This window comes from Mesorhizobium sp. B2-3-15 (genome assembly GCF_006442875.1).
GTDB lineage: Bacteria > Pseudomonadota > Alphaproteobacteria > Rhizobiales > Rhizobiaceae > Mesorhizobium > Mesorhizobium australicum.
Genome location: NZ_VFVO01000001.1, coordinates 124,071 through 140,377, shown reverse-complemented (window position 1 = coordinate 140,377; position 16,307 = coordinate 124,071). Strand labels below are relative to the sequence as shown.

Genomic DNA, 16,307 nt, shown 5'->3' with positions numbered 1-16,307 from the left:
AAATTTGCACCGCAACATGCTTTTTCGGCACTGCAGCAGCAATTTTCGTTTCAAACCGGGCCCCGGCACGCTTATGGTCCATGTGGAGTTGGCCACGCCCTTGTGGCGTTTGGGTCGATTCAATTTAAAAGCGCTTTGAGGCAGGGAGGCCTCTCGTGAACCTCAAGCAACTCGCGCATATGCTGGCGCTTTCCCAGACCACGGTAAGCCGGGCGCTGAACGGCTATCCCGAAGTCAACGAGGAAACCCGCAGGCGTGTCGTGGACGCAGCCAAGCGCCACGGCTATCGCCCCAATCCGAGTGCGCGCCGGCTGGCCACGGGTAAGTCCGGAATGATCGGCTATGTCCTGCCGACGGGTGCAGCCGTCGACATCGATCCCCATTTCGTCGAATTCCTGTCCGGTCTTGGCGACTATGCCCGCTCGCACGAGCTCGACCTTGTCCTGTCACCGACCGATGCCGATGACCAGGAAACGACCTACCGCCGCATCGTCGCCAACCGGCAGGTCGATGCCGTCTACATCTCTTCGCCGAGGCCGCAGGACAGGCGCGTGGCGCTGGTCAACACGCTCGGCATTCCTTTCATCGTCCATGGCCGCAGCGAGGGCCTGAATTTCGACTATCCCTTTCTCGACATCGACAATGAAGGCGCCTTCCACGAAGCCGCGCGGCTGCTCGTCCAGCTTGGCCACCGGCGGCTGGCGCTGATCAACGGCGACGACCGCGAGACCTTTGCCATCCACCGCGAGCGCGGCCTGCGCCGGGCGCTGGCCGCGAGTGGCCTGGCATTGGACGATCGCCATGTCTGCTCGCTCGTCATGACCGAGGAGAACGGCTATCGCGCCGCCCGGCGCCTGCTCGAACAGGACGACGCGCCGACGGCAATCGCCTGTTCCAGTCTGATCATGGCGCTCGGCGTCGTGCGCGCGGTGCGCGACCTTGGCCTCAGCATTCCCGGCGACGTCTCGCTGATTGCCCATGACGACGTTTTTCCCTGGCTGAAGCCGGAGAATTTTTCCGTGCCGCTGTCCACGACGCGCTCGTCGATCCGGCTGGCCGGCGCACGCATCGCCGAGCGGCTGGCGGCGCGGATATCGGGACTGGAGGAGGGCGCGCGCGGCGAGGTCTGGCCGGTCGACCTGGTGGTCAGGGGATCGGTCGCCGGCGCGCCGGCCTGACCGCTCGCCAGCGGGGTCAATTGCTGGAACGACTTCTGCGCTGCCTCTGCCCGTTGTCTCAGCCCGCGGATTTAAGATGATCGATGAAGGCGCGCAGCTTCGGCAGGACCTGGCGCTTGCCTGGATGATAGAGGAAGACGCCCGGTGTCGCGCCGGCAAAGTCCTCCAGCACCGGTTTGAGTTTTCCCTGTTCTATTGCGCCGTCGGCGACAGGCCGAGGCGTCTGCGCCAGGCCGACGCCTTGGATCGCGGCCCCCAGCAAGGTTGGATAATCATGCGCGATCAGCGGGCCCGAGACGACCGCCTCGATCGCCCCGTTGCCGTCGGCGAAGGACCAGGGTGCGACGGCGCCGTTCGCGCGGCGCAGGCGCAGGCAGGCGTGGTGGCGCAGATCGGTGATCTGTTCGGGCTGGCCGTGGCGCTCGAGGTAGTCCGAGCTGCCCACGACCACGAAGGAGAATGGCGGCGTCAGCCGCACCGCGATCATGTCGGGCGCGATGAACTGGCCCAGCCGGATGCCGGCATCGAATCCGCCGGCGGCGAGATCGACCATCTCGTCGCTGGCGGCGATCTCCAGTTCGATCTCGGGATAGGCCCGGCAGAACGACGCGATCATCGGCTCCAGGATCAGCGGCACGACCGCGCGGGGCACGGACAGTCGCAAAAGCCCGGTCGGCCGCTGGCCGACATCGCGGGCGACCTCGCCCGCGGCCATGATCTCCTCGAAGGCAGGTCCGGCGCGGTCGAGGAACCGCTGGCCAGCCTCGGTCAGGCCGACGCTTCGGGTCGTGCGGGCAAACAGGGCCGCACCGATGCGGGCTTCCAGCGCGCGCACCGCCTGGCTCACCGCGGACGGCGTCACCGCCAGTTCGGCCGCGGCACGGCGGAAGTTACGATGCCGCGCGACGGCCAGGAACACCTCGACCCCGTCCAACGCGCCGTGCCGGATTGTGTATCTCTGCTTCATAGGCTGTTCTGATTACAGCGGATGGCCGAACTATGAAAGCAGTCTTAGCTAACGGTCGAAGTGCGCGGGACCGCATGACCCCTGTTGCGAGGAAACCCATGTCAACGCCGATGCTGTTCCAGATCCAACTCGTCCTGGGCTATGTCGCATGGCTGCTTTGCTTCGGTGCATATGGCCTGCCATGGCTGGACTCGATGGATCGGATGGCGGCGCAACGCGCCATTGCCACGCTGCACAGTTTCCGCTTCTTCGGTCTCGTGTTCCTGCTTCCGGGCGTGGTCGGCCCCAATCTGCCTGCCGGCTTCGCCATGTTCGCCGCCTATGGCGACTTCGCCACCGGGGTGCTGGCCATGCTGGCATTGCTGACGGTCAGAGTTCGCCTGCTCTTCTGGGCATTCGTCGTCGCCTTCAATGTTGTCGGAATGGCCGACCTTGTCGTCGACTATTACCACGCCATCCAGACCGACCTTCCCGAGCATGCGGAGCAGTTGGGAGCCACCTATGCGATTCCCATCGTCTACGTGCCGCTGCTGATGATCACGCACATCGCCGCGTTCTGGTTCCTGCTTCGTCCCGGCAAAGCGCGGCCTGAGCCGTCGTTGGCTATTCCTTCGCCGTCCCTGCAGCCTTGATGTCCAGCAGGCCGTAGCCGAAATCATTGTCGCGCCCCTTAAGCCCGAGATCCTTCGCGGTCGCCGCAAGCGCCTTCTCGATGTCGTCGGCCGAGCGGTCGGGCGTGGCATGGATGAGGTTGGCGATGGCGCCACTGACGATTGCCGCGGCAAACGAGGTGCCCGTGACGACGTCCGAGCCGGCGCCGCTCGGCGCCACCATGTCGACGCCCGGCGCCGAGATGAACACATAGGCGCCGCGATTGGCCTGCGGCATCAGCGCATCCTTGGCGTCGGTGGCCGTCACGGCGATGACGCCGTCAAAGGCGGCCGGATAGCCGTAGGGCGCCTTCGGCCCGTTATTGCCGGCCGCCGCCACCAGCACCATGGCAAGCGCCCGTGCATTGCGGCAGGCGGTGCCGAGCAGGTCGTTTTTCGGTCCGACGAAGCTCATATTGATGATGCTGACATTCTGGTCCGCCGCCCAGTCGAGCGCCGACAGGATGACGTCCATGGTCGACTTGCCGCCCTCGAAGGCGCGCGCATGGTAGATCCTGGCGCCCGGCGCCATGCCTTCCAGCGGGCCGACGCCGGCAATCAGACCGTCGATCGAAGTGCCGTGGTCGCGCTTTTCGATCGGCACGTCGGGCATGGCGTCGAACTGCGCGGCGATGACGCCGGCAAGCGCCGGATTGCTGTCGTCGATGCCGGTATCGATGACGGCGACGCGCACGTTCTCGCCGCTGGCCTGTTTGGCGTCGAGCGCGATGCGGTCGAAGGCATAGTTGACGATGCCGGCCGCCTGCTGCAGCGAGTAGATGTGGTTGGGCTCGCGGCGCCGCGTGCGGCCGTCGGCGGCAAGCTGCGCCAGCACCACGCCGACAGGGCGGCCATCGGGAATGCCGAAACGCACCAAAGTGGCGTCAAGCAGCCGGGACTGGCGCTGCGATCGCACTTCTAGGCCGAAGGAAGCGGCGATTTGCTGCACGGCGCCGGCATCGCCATCGACCGTCACCAGCACCTCGTCCGGCACGAAGTCCCCGGTCACGGCGCGCCGCGATTGGACGGTGATGAGATCGGTCGGCGAGACGATCGGTCCACTTGCTGGCGGGCCGGCCTGGTTGCCCCCGGGGGACGTCGCGGGCTCCGGCCGTGGTGCCGGCACCGGCGCAGGAGGGGCGGCCGGATTGGGGAAAAGGTCGACGATCAAGGCGGGCAGAAAAACGGCGCTGGCCTGGGCCGCACCCGACCCGCCTTTGGTGGCGCCGCCGTCCTTGACGCAGTCGGCCGCCATTGCATTGGCCTCGTTGCTGCAATCGATTTTGGCCCGCTCGGGATTGCCGTCGTTGGTCTGCGCCGACACAGGCACGGCGGCGATTGTCATCGCCGCCGCAAGGACAGCCGCAAATCGAATGACCGCCTCAGCCGCCATCAACAGGTTTCCTTCCCTCGATCACAGTCTCGGCGAAAGGCTGGGCGGCAATAAGGCTGCGCGCCTTCTCGTAGTCGGCGGCTGTCGTCGCCGGAATGGCGAGCCTGAAGATGCCATCGGCGGTCGGTCCGCCGATGATCTTGAGCTTGTTGGCGTCGAGGAAGACGGCAATGTCGGCCATCTTGGCGTCCGGCTTGAACTTGACCAGCGCAAACGGCAATTTGGCCAGATCGTCTTGTGCGCCGGCGATCTCGAAATTGCCGCCCCTGCCGCCGGGCTGCACCAGCGACTGCACCGCGATCAAGGCCAGCAGAACCGCGGCCGCCGCCCAGGCGACGCCGACCGGCACCGCCATGAAACGGCCCCACGCCTGCGCCAGCCAGGACGATCCTGCCGGCCTGCGTGCAGGCCCGGCCTCCGCGTCCAGCGCCTTGGCGAAGCGGCTGAGCGCATCGGCCGGCGGGCGGATCGCCTCATTGGCCGCCGCCGTGCCGGAGAACTCGGCTTCCGCCTCGCCAAGCGCGGCAAGTGCCGAGGGATCGTTGGCCAGCCATTCCTCGACGGCTTCCAGATCCGAACCTTCGAGCGAGCCGTTCAGGTAGAACGGCAGCAGCGTTTCCATTTCGTCGCGGCGCGACATCTTTTCAGCGGCGCTCATGGCCACCCCCTGTCGTAACCGGCGGCTTTCAGGGCTTCGCCGAGTTTCTTGCGGGCGTAGAACATACGGGTTTTGACGGTCGCGACCGGAATATCGAGCACCTCGGCGATCTCGGTCACCGATTGGCCCTGATAATAGGCGAGGTCGATCACCGTGCGGTGCTCCTCGGGCAGGGCGTCAATCAGGCGGCGCAAGGCGGCGGCCTTATCCTCCTTCATGGTGACGACCTCAGGCGTGTCGGCGCTGTCGGGCACCGCGGCGGCGGCCTCGTCGTCGATCCAGTCTTCCCTCTTCTTGCGCAGCAGCGACAGCGCTTTGAAGCGGGCGATGCCGAGCAGCCATGTCGAGACTTCGGAGCGCCCTTCGAAACCCGGCGCCTGGCGCCACAGTTCGAGAAACACCTCGTTGGCGATATCGTCAGCCATCATTTCCGATCCCGTCTGGCGCGCCACGAAGCGGTAGACCCGCGCGTGGTGACGCATGAACAGGAGCCGCACGGCGGCCCGGTCGCCCTTCGCGACCCGGTCGACCAGCGCGCGATCGGTCTCCGTCGCCGCTGTCATGGCCGGTCGAGCCGCCTGGCTCCTGTTTGCTCTGTCGCCGATCGGTCCAAAAAGGTTCATCCTCCGCCAAGGAATTTTGGGAGGCTAACCGAAGAGCGGGGCGGTTGCCAGAGCATCCCTTCGCGCCGTTTAGGGGGAGAAGGTGCCGGCAGGCGGATGCGGGAGGCGCCAGCCGCCCGATCAGGTGAGAAAAGCCTTCGCCTTCATCGTCGCCGGCACCGGCACGCCCAGCCGGCTCAACACCGTTGGCGCCAGTTGCAACTGGTCGAGCAGCGTGTCGGCTTCCGGCCCTTTGCCTTGTCCGAAATAATACAGTGCGAAATCCTGCATCTCGTCGTCATGGCCGCCATGGTGACCGCGGTCGGTCTGGCCATGGTCGGCGGTGACCATGACCTCGTAGCCGGCTTCGATCCAGCCCGGCAGGAAGGCCGCCAGCATGCCGTCCATGGCGTAGCAGGCATGGTCCATCTCGTGGCAGTCGTGACCGAAGCGATGGCCCATCGAGTCCAGCGTGCAGGTGTGCAGGATGCCGTAGTCGATGCCGTGGCGCCGGGTGAGCATGGTCAGCGTCGCGAACAGGTCGACATCGCTCGGCGTCATCTGGTTCTTGAGATTGTAGCCGGTCATGGTGTGGAAGCGGCCATGCGTGATCGGTCCGCCGGGCTTGTCATATTCCATGTCTTCGACGAGGTCGAAGGGGTAGGAACGGAAGAATTCAGACCAGTAGGAATGGGTAACCGCGCCGGTCCTGCCGCCGGCCTTGCTGACTTCCGAGAAGATATCGGGCTGTCCGACGCGAAACCGGTTTTCGTTGGACAGGATCCCGTGCACCTGCGGCGAAACGCCGGTGTGGATCGAGGCATAGCAGCAGGCCGAGGTCGACGGCAGCACCGAGCGCATCTTCCACACCCGCGCCTCGCCCGATTGCACCCAACCCTCGAGATTGCCCATCAGCCGGCGCCAGTTGCGGTAGGGAACGCCATCGAGGATGATCAGCAGAAGCTTGGATTGGATCGCCACCGGTTACTCCACGCGATTGTCTGTTGAAACGAGTGCGCCGCGTGTCGTTGGGACACGCGGCGCTTTTCAATATGAGACAGATGTCAGGCGTTCAGCCAGCATTCTCCCAGCGCGTACCCATCCATCATTTCGCCGATCGGGTTCTTGACCCATCCGCTGATCTTGTTGGTGGCGGCCGCGTCGATGAACTGGTTGAAGAAGGGCACGATCAGGCCGCCTTCGTCGCGCATCATGACCGCCATGTCGTGGTAGATCGCCTTACGCTTGTCCTGGTCGAGCTCGCCGCGCGCGGTGAACAGCATCTTGTCGAATTCCGGCCGCTTGAAGCGCGTGTCGTTCCAGTCGGCTGTCGAGACGTAACCGGTGGAATACATCTGATCCTGCGTGGCGCGGCCGCCCCAATAGGAGAGCGAGAAGGGCTTCTTGTTCCACACCTCGGACCAGTAGCCATCGCCGGGCTCGCGCTTGATCTCGATCTTGATCCCGGCTTTGGCCGCACTCTGCTGATAGAGCTGGGCGGCGTCGACGGCGCCGGGGAAGGCGACATCGGAGGTACGCAGCAGGACCGAGCCGCTATGGCCCGACTTCTTGTAGAGGGCGGCGGCCTTTTCGGGATCGAATTTGCGCTGCTCGATGGCGGTAAACAGCGGGTAGGCTTCGTTGATGGGGAAGTCGTTGCCCACCGAGCCGTAGCCGCGCAGAATCTTCTCCAGCATTTCCTCGCGGTCCATGGCGAGCTTGAGCGCCATACGCAGATCGTTGCTGTCGAAGGGTGCGGTGTCGCAGAACATGTTGAACGGGTAGTAGCCCTTGCCAGACACGTTCTCGATACTTACGCCGGCAATGCGCTTGACCAGATCGACAACCTTCGGCTCGACGCGGTTGATCATGTGGACCTGACCGCCCTGGAGGGCAGCGAGACGCGCCGTCGCGTCGTTGATGACGACGATCTCGACCTGGTCGGCATGGCCGGCCTTGTCGCCCTGCCAGTAGTTGGCAAAGCGTTCGCCGCCGTGACGCACGCCCGGCTGGTTGACGGTGACCTTGTACGGACCGGCGCTGATGCCGGCATTCGGGTTGTCCTTGCCGCCATTCGGCTGGATGACGAGATGGTAGTCGGCCATCAGATAGGGGAAGTCGGCGTCTGCATCGCCGAGCGTGACGATCACTTCCTTGCCGCTCGCCTTGACGCCCTTGATGTTCTTGAGGATGCCGAGTGCGCCCGACTTCGACTTCTCGTCGGCATGGCGCTCGATGGTGGCGGCAACGTCTTCGGCGTTTACCGTCTTGCCATTGTGGAATTCGATGCCGTCACGGACCTTGATCGTCCACGTCTTGGCGTCCTTGGAAGCGCCGATGTCTTCGGCGATCAGGTTTACCAGCTTGTTGTCTGGGCTTAGCCGGGCAAGATACTCGCCCCACTGCTTGCTGAAACTGTAGGTGACCTGGCTGAGGTTCAGGGCAGGGTCTAGGCTGTTGGTCGATTCACCGCCCTGCAGGCCGGCCTTGATGATGCCGCCCTTGACCGGACTCTGCGCGAAGGCCCTCCCCGCCAGCGTCGTTGCCAGCGCGGCGGACACGCCAAGCGCCGCGGTGCGGCCAAGAAAGTCGCGACGCGATATCCGGCCCTGGCCAGCGAGATCGGCGAGATGATCGAGTTCAGTCTTCATGTCCTACCCCTTGTTGAAAACAACGTCCCACCAGTGGCGCCCGTCCAAAGGACGTGTGGCGCCCTAGTGTTGCATGCGGATGACGATCGCCATCTCCCCTGGCTTGCGGATCGCTGGCTGGCGGGAGCAATTCGAGGAAAGTATGAACGGTCTTCCTTCCGAAATTGCGTAAAAACAAAGAGATAGAGCAGTTCACCGTTTCCGTGAAACGGTGAACTGCGCTAGTTCCCCGCGCTGGCCATGCGCCGCCCCTTGATCGCCTTTTCCAGCCAGCCGATCTCCATCTCCGGGACCGATGACAAGAGAAGGTCGGTGTAGTCGTCGAAGGGGGGCGTCAGCACCTTGCTTTTCGAACCATAGCGCACCACCTCGCCGCGATACATCACAGCGATCGAATCGGCGATCGACTTCACCGTCGCCAGATCGTGGGTGATGAACAGATAGGCGACGTTCTCCTCCTTCTGCAGTTCAAGCAGAAGCTTCAGGATGCCGTGCGCCACCAAGGGGTCAAGCGCCGAGGTCACCTCGTCACAAATGATCAGCTTGGGTTTTGCCGCGAGCGAGCGGGCGATGCAAACACGCTGTTTCTGGCCGCCGGAAAGCTCGGCCGGGTAACGGTCGACAAAGCCCTTGCCCATTTCGATCTTGTCGAGCAGTTCGGCGACGCGGGCATCGCGCTGTTTGCCGCGCATGCCGAAATAGAATTCGAGCGGCCGGCCGATGATGGTGCCGACGGTCTGGCGCGGGTTCATCGCCACGTCGGCCATCTGATAGATCATCTGCAGCTGGCGCAAATCCTCCTTCGGCCGGTCGGCAAGCCGGTTGGCCAACGGGCGTCCGTCGAACGTGACGGTGCCCTGCTCGGGTGGCAAAAGTCCGGTTATGGCGCGCGCCAGCGTCGATTTTCCGGAGCCGGATTCGCCAACCACGGCCAATGTCTGGCCGGGGTAGATATCGACCGAGACGTTCTTCAGCACCTTGACCTGGCCGCCGCCATAGGCAGCGGTGACGTTCTTGACCGACAGGAACGGCGTGGTGCCGGGGTTCTGCTCGGCATGTTCGATCTCGTGCACCGAAACCAGGGCGTTGGTGTATTCCTGGCGCGGTTCCTTGATGATCTGGCGGGTGCCGCCCCATTCGACCAGCCGGCCGTGGCGCAGCACCATGATCTCGTCCGAGACTTGGGCAACGACGGCCAAATCGTGCGTGATATAGAGCGCCGCCACATGGGTGTCGCGGATGGCGTCCTTGATCGCCGCCAGCACGTCGATCTGCGTCGTCACGTCGAGTGCCGTCGTCGGTTCGTCGAAGACGATCAGGTCAGGCTCCGAGCACAGCGCCATAGCCGTCATGACGCGCTGCAGCTGGCCGCCTGACACCTGGTGCGGAAAGCGTTCGCCGATGGCTTCCGGGTTCGGCAGGCTGAGCTTCTTGAACAGCGCGATCGCGCGTTTCTCGGCCTCCGCCCGTGTCGCCGTCCCGTGCAGCAGCGTGGCTTCCACCACCTGGTCCATCAGCCTGTGCGCCGGGTTGAAAGCGGCCGCCGCCGACTGCGCGACATAGCAGACCTCGCGGCCACGCAGCTTGCGGAAACCTTCCTTGCCGCCCTTCAGGATGTCGCGGCCGTTGAGCAGCACCTCGCCACCGGTGATGCGCACGCCGCCACGGCCATAGCCCATGGACGACAGGCCGATGGTCGACTTGCCGGCTCCGGATTCGCCGATCAGGCCGAGCACCTTGCCCTTCTCCAGCGTCAGCGAGACGTCGTGCACGAGCACGATATTCTTCGGCGCCTCACCTGGCGGATAGACCGTCGCCTCGATGCGCAAATTGCGGATATCGAGCAGAGGGGTGGACTTTGCCTTCACGTCGGCCGTCATCCGCGTCCTCCCTTCAGGCTTGTCGTGCGGTTCAGCACCCAGTCGGCCACAAGATTGACCGAGATCGCCAGTGCTGCGATCGCGGCCGCGGGAATGAGCGCGGCGCCTATGCCGAACACGATGCCGTCCTTGTTCTCCTTCACCATGCCGCCCCAGTCGGCGTCCGGCGGCTGCACGCCGAGGCCGAGAAAGGACAACGTCGACAGGAACAGCACCGCATAGATGAAGCGCAGGCCGAGCTCGGAGATCAGCGGCGACAGCGCGTTGGGCAGGATTTCGCGGAAAATGATCCAGGCGCTGCCTTCGCCGCGCAGCTTGGCGGCCTCGACATAGTCCATGACGTTGATGTCGACGGCGACCGCGCGCGACAGGCGATAGACGCGCGTCGAGTCGAGAATGCCCATCACCAGGATCAGCGTCACCAGGTTGGTTGGCAGCACCGAGAGCACCACCAGGCCCATGATCAATGTCGGGATTGACATCAGGAGGTCGACGAGGCGCGACAGGATCGTATCGAACCAGCCGCCGAACACGGCCGCCGAAAAGCCAAGTATGGCACCGAGCGAGAACGACAGCGCGGTGGCCAGCACCGCGATAAACAAGGTGATGCGGGCGCCATAGATCATCCGGGACAGCAAATCGCGGCCGAGATTGTCGGTGCCCAGCCAATGCGCCGCCGATATCGGCTCCCAGACATCGCCGACAATTTCGGCGTTGTCATGCGGTGAGATCCAGGGCGCGAAGATCGCCGCCAGCACGAACAGTGCCGTCAGGACGATGCCGATCAGCGCGGGGATGGGGATGCGTTTGATATCGAGCATATCAGCCCCCCTATTTCGGATGGCGGAGACGCGGATTGGCGACGATCGCCGCTATGTCCGCGATGATGTTGAGACTGATGTAGACGGCGGCGAAGATCAGGCCGACGGCCTGTACCACCGGTACGTCACGCTTGGTGACGTGATCGACGAGATATTGTCCCATGCCGGGATAGACGAAAATCACCTCGACCACGACGACCCCGACGATGAGATAGGCGAGGTTGAGCATGACGACGTTGATGATCGGCGCGATGGCATTGGGGAAGGCGTGCTTGCGGATGACGTTGAACGCCGACAGGCCTTTCAGTTCCGCCGTCTCGACATAGGCCGACTGCATGACATTGAGGATCGCCGCTCGCGTCATGCGCATCATGTGGGCGAGCACCACCAGCGTCAGCGCCGTCGCCGGCAGCGCGATCGCCTGCATCCGCTCACCGAAGGGCATGCCTTCGTAGACAGTCGAGATGCCGGGAAAGATCTGCCACTTCACGGCGAAGAAATAGACCAGCACATAGCCGATGAAGAATTCGGGGAAGGAGGTCGAGGCCAGTGCCAGCCCGGAGATCAGCTTGTCGACCCAGCCATTGCGGTAGCGCACCGCGATCAGGCCCAGGATGATGGCCAGCGGTACGGCCACGATCGCCGCCCAGAAGGCGAGGAACAGTGTGTTCCACAGGCGCGACTTGATCGAGGTTGCGATATCCTGCCCGCTCGACATCGCCGTGCCGAGGTCGCCGGTCAAGACGCCGCCGAGCCAGTGGAAATACCTGACATAGGCGGGGTCGTTCAGCCCGAGCTGCTCGCGCAGATTGGCGAGCGATTCCGGCGTCGCGGATTGTCCCAGAATTGCTTGCGCGACATCGCCTGGCAGAATCTGCGTGCCGGCGAAGATCAGGACCGAGATGGCCAACAGAAGGAGGATGCCCAGCGCAATGCGCTGGGCAATGAGTTTCAGGATGGGTGAAGACATCTCTGCAAAGCCGGACTCAGGCCTGCAGCCAGCACTTCGCCAGGGCGTAGCCGTTCATCAGTTCCTGGTGCGGATCATCCACCCAGCCATCGACCTTGGCGCCGGTGGCGTCGATGAACTGGTTGAACATCGGCAGGATCAGGCCGCCATCGTCGCGGACCATGACAGCCATGTCATGGTACATCTGCTTGCGCTTGGCCTCGTCGAGTTCGGCGCGCGCCGCCAGCACCATCTTGTCGAAGTCCGGGCGCTTGAAACGCGTGTCGTTCCAGTCTGCCGTCGACAGGTAGGCGGTCGAGTACATCTGGTCCTGCGTCGAGCGGCCGCCCCAATAGGAGGCGCAGAAGGGCTGCTTGTTCCAGACCTCGTTCCAGTAGCCGTCGCCGGGCTCTCGCTTGAGCTCGATCTTGATGCCGGCCTTGGCCGCGCTCTGCTGGAACAGCTGGGACGCATCCACGGCGCCGGGGAAAGCCACGTCCGAGGTCCTGAGCAGCACGGTGCCGTCATGGCCTGATTTCTTGTAGTGGAACTTGGCCTTGTCGGGATCGTACTTGCGCTGCTCGATCTCGCTGAACAGCGGATAGGACGCGTTGATCGGGAAGTCGTTGCCGAGCGAGCCGTAGCCGCGCAGCACCTTGGTCAGCATCTCCTCGCGGTCGATCGCCAGCTTCAGCGCCATCCTGAGGTCGTTGTTGTCGAACGGCGCCGTGTTGCAATGCATGATGAACACGTAGTGGCCGGGACCGGCGTGGTTGCGGATGGTCACGCCCGGCACGCGCTTGATCAGGTCGACGATCTTCGGCTCGACGCGGTTGATCATGTTGACCTGGCCGCCCTGCAGCGCTGCCGTGCGGGCGGTCGCGTCATTGATGACGATGACCTCGATCTGGTCGGCATGGCCCATCTTGTCGCCCTGCCAGTAATTGGCGAAGCGCTCGCCGCCATGGCGCACGCCAGGCTCGTTGGTCTTGACCACGTATGGCCCTGCCGAGATGCCGGCATCTGGCTTGTCCTTGCCGCCATTGGGCTGAACGATCAGGTGATAGTCGCTGAGCAAATAGGGAAGGTCGGCATTGGCCTCCTTCAGCGTCAGCACCACTTCCTTGCCGCTGGCCTTGATGGTGTCGATGCCCTTCATGTAGCCGAGCGCGCCGGATTTCGACTTCTCGTCCGAATGGCGCTCCAGCGTGGCGGCCACGTCCTCCGCGGTCACGGTCTTGCCGTTGTGGAATTCGACGCCGTCGCGGATCTTCAGCGTCCAGGTCTTGGCGTCCTTGGACGAGCCGATGTCTTCAGCGATGCGGTTCTCGAGCTTGCCTTCCGGCGACAGCTCGACGATCATTTCGCCCCAGCACTTGCCGAAGGCGAACGGCACCTGCGTCATCATCAGCGCCGGGTCGAGGCTGTTGGTGGATTCACCGCCGACCAGGCCGGCCTTCAGCGTACCGCCCTTGACCGGACCCGCTGCGCGCGCCGCGCTCGAAAGCAGCGCGTTGGCGAAGGGTGCGGCGATGCCGAGCGCTGCCGCCCGGCCGAGAAAATCACGACGGCTCAGTTTGCCAGACGCAACGCGCCGGCTAAGGAATTCTAGTTCATTTGACATTTGAGTTCCTCACTCTGTTGGTTCGACTCTGCGGTCGATTTTCTTGCTTCTTGTTAAAGGGAATAATGACCGCAAGGGAAAGCGGTAAGCAAGACCGAATGCGACATGCCGTGGCGTAAATCGCACGTCGCATTTGGATCAATGATTTCAACGCTCAAACAAGCGCACGCGGGACCTTTTCGTCGAAATCGCGCTCGAAGACGAGTTTTTCGCCCTCATAGGCTTCGATTCGGGCGCTGACGATGAAGTTTTGCGTGTCCGACCGCATCTGCGCCCATGTCTCGGTACGGACCGACCATCCATTTCGCGACAGGGTCTGCGTCCAGTGTGTTTTTCCCGAGGCTGACAGGGGATCGTCAGGTTGGATGGTCCAGGTTTCGCGGGCGATGCTGCCGTTGACCAGTCCGTGGTCGAGATCGCGCACTTCGCCGAAGTCGTCCGTTATCGACAGCGTGACAATCCCGGTCTTTTCGTCGCGGTCGACATGGCGTTCGGAATTGGCGGGCCGAACCGTCTCGGTCGCCCACGGCGTAGCACCTTCCGGCTCGGCGAAAACGGCTTCGTCGCCTGTTGCCAGCAGGCGCAACGGCACCGATAGCGTGGCCGCCGACACGGTCAGTCGTACCGGCTCGGGCGAGGGCCAGATAGCGGGCCAGTAGGCGGTCGAAACGGCGACGCGCAGACGATGGCCGGCCGGCACACGGTAGGCGCATTGATCGAGCACGACACGGACCGAAACCGTCTCCCCGGGGACCAGCGCCTCGGGGAATTCATGCGAACTGCGGTGCGTCAGATTGAGCACGCCATAGGAGATCAGTTCCGAGGCGCCGTCGGGATGCACGTCGCAGAGCCGGACAGCGATGTTGGCCTGGGGCCGATCCGAGGCAAGCTGGACCTCAAGCTCCGGCGCGCCGACGATCTCGATCGGCTTGGTGAGCTCAGGCTGGTCGAAACAGGCCGACAGCCCATCATCAAGACGCTGATCGCCCGGCAGTTCCGGTCCGAAGGTGAACGGAAAGTATTCGCCGCCGGCAAGCCCACAGGTTTGCGGCGAAGCGACGGTTGAAGGCCCTGCACCCGGAGCCATGAGCTCGAGCGCTTCAATCGTTATGTTGGACGATGGCCACTCCTGCTCGGCTATCCAGCGGCCGGGCCGCTCCGGATGCCAGCGCGCGGGACGCACGCTGTCCATCACATAGGCGCGGTAGTCGGGATCGGCCTCGACGCCGGTCTCGGCGCCCTTCAGCCAGCGGTCCCACCAGCGCAGCGCTTCCTGGAGGAAGCCGATGGCTGGCTTGGGGCCGGCATAGTGCGGGTATTTGTGGATCCACGGTCCGACGATGCCCTTGACCGGTGCCTCGATGTTGGTGACGAGGTGCGAGATCGTGTTGCGGTAGCCGTCGTGCCAGCCGCCGATCGACAGCACAGCCGCCTTGACGGCCGAAAAATCCTCGCAAATCGAACCGCGCTTCCAATAGCCGTCGCGATGCTGGTGGCTGAGCCACAGCGGCGCCATGAAGGCCAGGTTCTCCAGCCGGGTCATCCAGAGGTCGCGCCATCTGTCGTCGCCGGCAATCAGCGGATCCGGCGGCCGCGACGAATAGGAGAGCATCGTCGAGGCCCAGCCGAAATTTTCGTTCAAAAGGCAGCCGCCCTTGTAGTGGATGTCGTCGGCATAGCGGTCGACGGTCGAGCACAGGCTGATCACCGCCTTGAGCGCCGGCGGCTGTTTGGCCGCCACCTGCAGGCAGTTGAAGCCGCCCCAGGAAATACCCATCATGCCGACATTGCCGTTGCACCAGGGCTGCGCCGCCGCCCAGGCGATGACATCGCAGGCGTCCTGCAGTTCCTGTTCGGAATATTCGTCGTCCATCAGCCCTTCGGAATCGCCGTTGCCGCGCATGTCGACGCGGATCGAGGCATAGCCGTGGCCGGCGAAATAGGGATGGGTAAGCTGATCGCGAAAGATCGTGCCGTCGCGCTTGCGGTAGGGCAGGTGCTCGAGGATGGCAGGCACCGGATCGTCGCCCGCATCCTCTGGCATCCACACCCGAGCCGATAGCCGGCAGCCATCGGGCATGACGATGCCCATATCGGGAAATTCGACGACCTTGCGGGGAAATTCGGTGATGATTTTCATGGCAGGCATAACGCTCCGCGGCACGAGAACTTTCAATCGCCATTCGCGACTGGAGCAGCGAAATATGCGACCTGTGCCGCTATCGCAATTCGTCGAGCAGTTCGGGATGTTTCTCCAGCAGTGTCATCAATTGAATGGTCGGGCCACTCGGTTCGATCAAGCCTCTTTCATACTTGTCGAAGGCGTTCTCGCCGACCTTGAACAAGGATCCGGCCTCGCGCTGCGACAGCTTGAGCTTCGTGCGCATGCGGCGGATGGTTGACGGGGCCGGCACGCCGTCGATCTTCTCCTTGAGCGCGCGCAACCCGGCATCAACGGCGGCCATGTCGTCGCCGACATGCACACCCTCGCCATCCGATGGAGGATAGTAGCCGGGCAGGTCGACGATCATGCTCTCGCCCTTATAGGTCACGGTGAATGGACGGACTCCGCGCATCAACGTTTCTCCGGTTTCGGGGGAGACCATCCTATTCGTTTCACTGCTCTCCCTTGTCGCCATGGTCATTTCTCCTTGAATGACATGATCGTGAATTCGGTCACGACATCCGCCTGGAATTTCACATAGAGAAGCATGTCACGCGCTGGCACGTGATAGACGTCTTGCCACACTCGATGATCCGCGAAAGTCGTCATCGACTTTACAAACATCTTCCGCGTCACGCTGTCGATCACCTCGATCAAACCGGCGCGATCGAAGCCCAGCCCAACAGCATCCCGCAGTGCGGACGTTGTGATCGCCAGCGTGTCGACAGACCCAAATGTCGTCTTGATTGCATCAAGATCGTAAGTGGGTC

The 16,307-nt window shown here is 63.6% G+C and carries 14 protein-coding genes and 1 pseudogene; 2 read left to right on the top strand and 13 right to left on the bottom strand.

From position 1 onward, the window contains the following. Window positions 1–155 precede the first annotated feature (155 nt). On the top strand, window positions 156–1,178 hold the full coding sequence (locus FJ954_RS00655; RefSeq protein ID WP_140660091.1) for a substrate-binding domain-containing protein: 1,023 nt from the start codon (window positions 156–158) through the stop codon (window positions 1,176–1,178). Between the two features lie 58 nt (window positions 1,179–1,236). Here FJ954_RS00655 and FJ954_RS00650 read toward each other — a convergent pair whose 3' ends face one another. Next, window positions 1,237–2,145, bottom strand: a complete 909-nt coding sequence (locus FJ954_RS00650; protein ID WP_140660090.1) for a LysR family transcriptional regulator — start codon at window positions 2,143–2,145, stop codon at window positions 1,237–1,239. 98 nt (window positions 2,146–2,243) lie between these two features. Here FJ954_RS00650 and FJ954_RS00645 point away from each other — a divergent pair, with 98 nt between their 5' ends. After that, entirely contained in the window at window positions 2,244–2,777 is a 534-nt protein-coding gene (locus FJ954_RS00645; RefSeq protein WP_140660089.1) for a hypothetical protein, read from the top strand. Here FJ954_RS00645 and FJ954_RS00640 read toward each other — a convergent pair. From FJ954_RS00640 to FJ954_RS00585, 12 genes and pseudogenes are all read right to left on the bottom strand, one after another. After that, window positions 2,749–4,188, bottom strand: a complete 1,440-nt coding sequence (locus FJ954_RS00640) for a S8 family serine peptidase (protein ID WP_140660088.1) — start codon at window positions 4,186–4,188, stop codon at window positions 2,749–2,751. The genes FJ954_RS00645 and FJ954_RS00640 overlap by 29 nt on opposite strands. Beyond that, window positions 4,178–4,846, bottom strand: a complete 669-nt coding sequence (locus FJ954_RS00635) for an anti-sigma factor (RefSeq protein ID WP_140660087.1) — start codon at window positions 4,844–4,846, stop codon at window positions 4,178–4,180. The genes FJ954_RS00640 and FJ954_RS00635 overlap by 11 nt, the downstream gene beginning before the upstream one ends. After that, on the bottom strand, window positions 4,843–5,409 hold the full coding sequence (locus FJ954_RS00630; protein ID WP_140660086.1) for a sigma-70 family RNA polymerase sigma factor: 567 nt from the start codon (window positions 5,407–5,409) through the stop codon (window positions 4,843–4,845). Before FJ954_RS00630 ends, FJ954_RS00635 begins: the two co-directional genes overlap by 4 nt. 180 nt (window positions 5,410–5,589) lie before the next feature. Further along, complete coding sequence (locus FJ954_RS00625; RefSeq protein ID WP_140660085.1) at window positions 5,590–6,429, bottom strand: alkaline phosphatase family protein; 840 nt, start codon at window positions 6,427–6,429, stop codon at window positions 5,590–5,592. Window positions 6,430–6,512: 83 nt separating this feature from the next. Beyond that, a complete protein-coding gene (locus FJ954_RS00620; RefSeq protein ID WP_140660084.1) occupies window positions 6,513–8,099 on the bottom strand; it encodes an ABC transporter substrate-binding protein in 1,587 nt (528 codons plus the stop codon). Window positions 8,100–8,320: 221 nt separating this feature from the next. Further along, on the bottom strand, window positions 8,321–9,979 hold the full coding sequence (locus tag FJ954_RS00615) for an ABC transporter ATP-binding protein (protein WP_140615074.1): 1,659 nt from the start codon (window positions 9,977–9,979) through the stop codon (window positions 8,321–8,323). After that, entirely contained in the window at window positions 9,976–10,800 is an 825-nt protein-coding gene (locus FJ954_RS00610; protein WP_015314327.1) for an ABC transporter permease, read from the bottom strand. The genes FJ954_RS00615 and FJ954_RS00610 overlap by 4 nt, the downstream gene beginning before the upstream one ends. A 10-nt stretch (window positions 10,801–10,810) precedes the next feature. After that, on the bottom strand, window positions 10,811–11,770 hold the full coding sequence (locus FJ954_RS00605; protein ID WP_015314326.1) for an ABC transporter permease: 960 nt from the start codon (window positions 11,768–11,770) through the stop codon (window positions 10,811–10,813). Window positions 11,771–11,786: 16 nt separating this feature from the next. After that, window positions 11,787–13,373 carry an ABC transporter substrate-binding protein gene (locus FJ954_RS00600; protein ID WP_015314325.1) on the bottom strand — a complete coding sequence of 529 codons (1,587 nt, stop codon included), beginning with the start codon at window positions 13,371–13,373 and terminating at the stop codon, window positions 11,787–11,789. Window positions 13,374–13,527: 154 nt separating this feature from the next. After that, window positions 13,528–15,513 (bottom strand): CocE/NonD family hydrolase, encoded by a 1,986-nt coding sequence (locus FJ954_RS00595; RefSeq protein WP_140660083.1) that lies wholly within the window; start codon window positions 15,511–15,513, stop codon window positions 13,528–13,530. A 79-nt stretch (window positions 15,514–15,592) separates the two neighbouring features. Further along, window positions 15,593–15,949 carry a type II toxin-antitoxin system MqsA family antitoxin gene (locus tag FJ954_RS00590; RefSeq protein WP_246677675.1) on the bottom strand — a complete coding sequence of 119 codons (357 nt, stop codon included), beginning with the start codon at window positions 15,947–15,949 and terminating at the stop codon, window positions 15,593–15,595. A 65-nt stretch (window positions 15,950–16,014) separates the two neighbouring features. Next, a pseudogene (locus tag FJ954_RS00585) lies at window positions 16,015–16,293 on the bottom strand (type II toxin-antitoxin system MqsR family toxin); the annotation flags it as partial. Window positions 16,294–16,307: the final 14 nt, after the last annotated feature.

What these genes read in the sequence shown, in the direction of transcription:
- FJ954_RS00650 (WP_140660090.1), bottom strand. Translation starts at nt 2,145, where the DNA reads ATGAAGCAGAGATACACAATCCGGCACGGCGCGTTGGACGGGGTCGAG.
- FJ954_RS00645 (WP_140660089.1), top strand. Translation starts at nt 2,244, where the DNA reads ATGTCAACGCCGATGCTGTTCCAGATCCAACTCGTCCTGGGCTATGTC.
- FJ954_RS00640 (WP_140660088.1), bottom strand. Translation starts at nt 4,188, where the DNA reads ATGGCGGCTGAGGCGGTCATTCGATTTGCGGCTGTCCTTGCGGCGGCG.
- FJ954_RS00635 (WP_140660087.1), bottom strand. Translation starts at nt 4,846, where the DNA reads ATGAGCGCCGCTGAAAAGATGTCGCGCCGCGACGAAATGGAAACGCTG.
- FJ954_RS00630 (WP_140660086.1), bottom strand. Translation starts at nt 5,409, where the DNA reads ATGACAGCGGCGACGGAGACCGATCGCGCGCTGGTCGACCGGGTCGCG.
- FJ954_RS00620 (WP_140660084.1), bottom strand. Translation starts at nt 8,099, where the DNA reads ATGAAGACTGAACTCGATCATCTCGCCGATCTCGCTGGCCAGGGCCGG.
- FJ954_RS00615 (WP_140615074.1), bottom strand. Translation starts at nt 9,979, where the DNA reads ATGACGGCCGACGTGAAGGCAAAGTCCACCCCTCTGCTCGATATCCGC.
- FJ954_RS00610 (WP_015314327.1), bottom strand. Translation starts at nt 10,800, where the DNA reads ATGCTCGATATCAAACGCATCCCCATCCCCGCGCTGATCGGCATCGTC.
- FJ954_RS00605 (WP_015314326.1), bottom strand. Translation starts at nt 11,770, where the DNA reads ATGTCTTCACCCATCCTGAAACTCATTGCCCAGCGCATTGCGCTGGGC.
- FJ954_RS00600 (WP_015314325.1), bottom strand. Translation starts at nt 13,373, where the DNA reads ATGTCAAATGAACTAGAATTCCTTAGCCGGCGCGTTGCGTCTGGCAAA.
- FJ954_RS00595 (WP_140660083.1), bottom strand. Translation starts at nt 15,513, where the DNA reads ATGAAAATCATCACCGAATTTCCCCGCAAGGTCGTCGAATTTCCCGAT.
- FJ954_RS00590 (WP_246677675.1), bottom strand. Translation starts at nt 15,949, where the DNA reads ATGCGCGGAGTCCGTCCATTCACCGTGACCTATAAGGGCGAGAGCATG.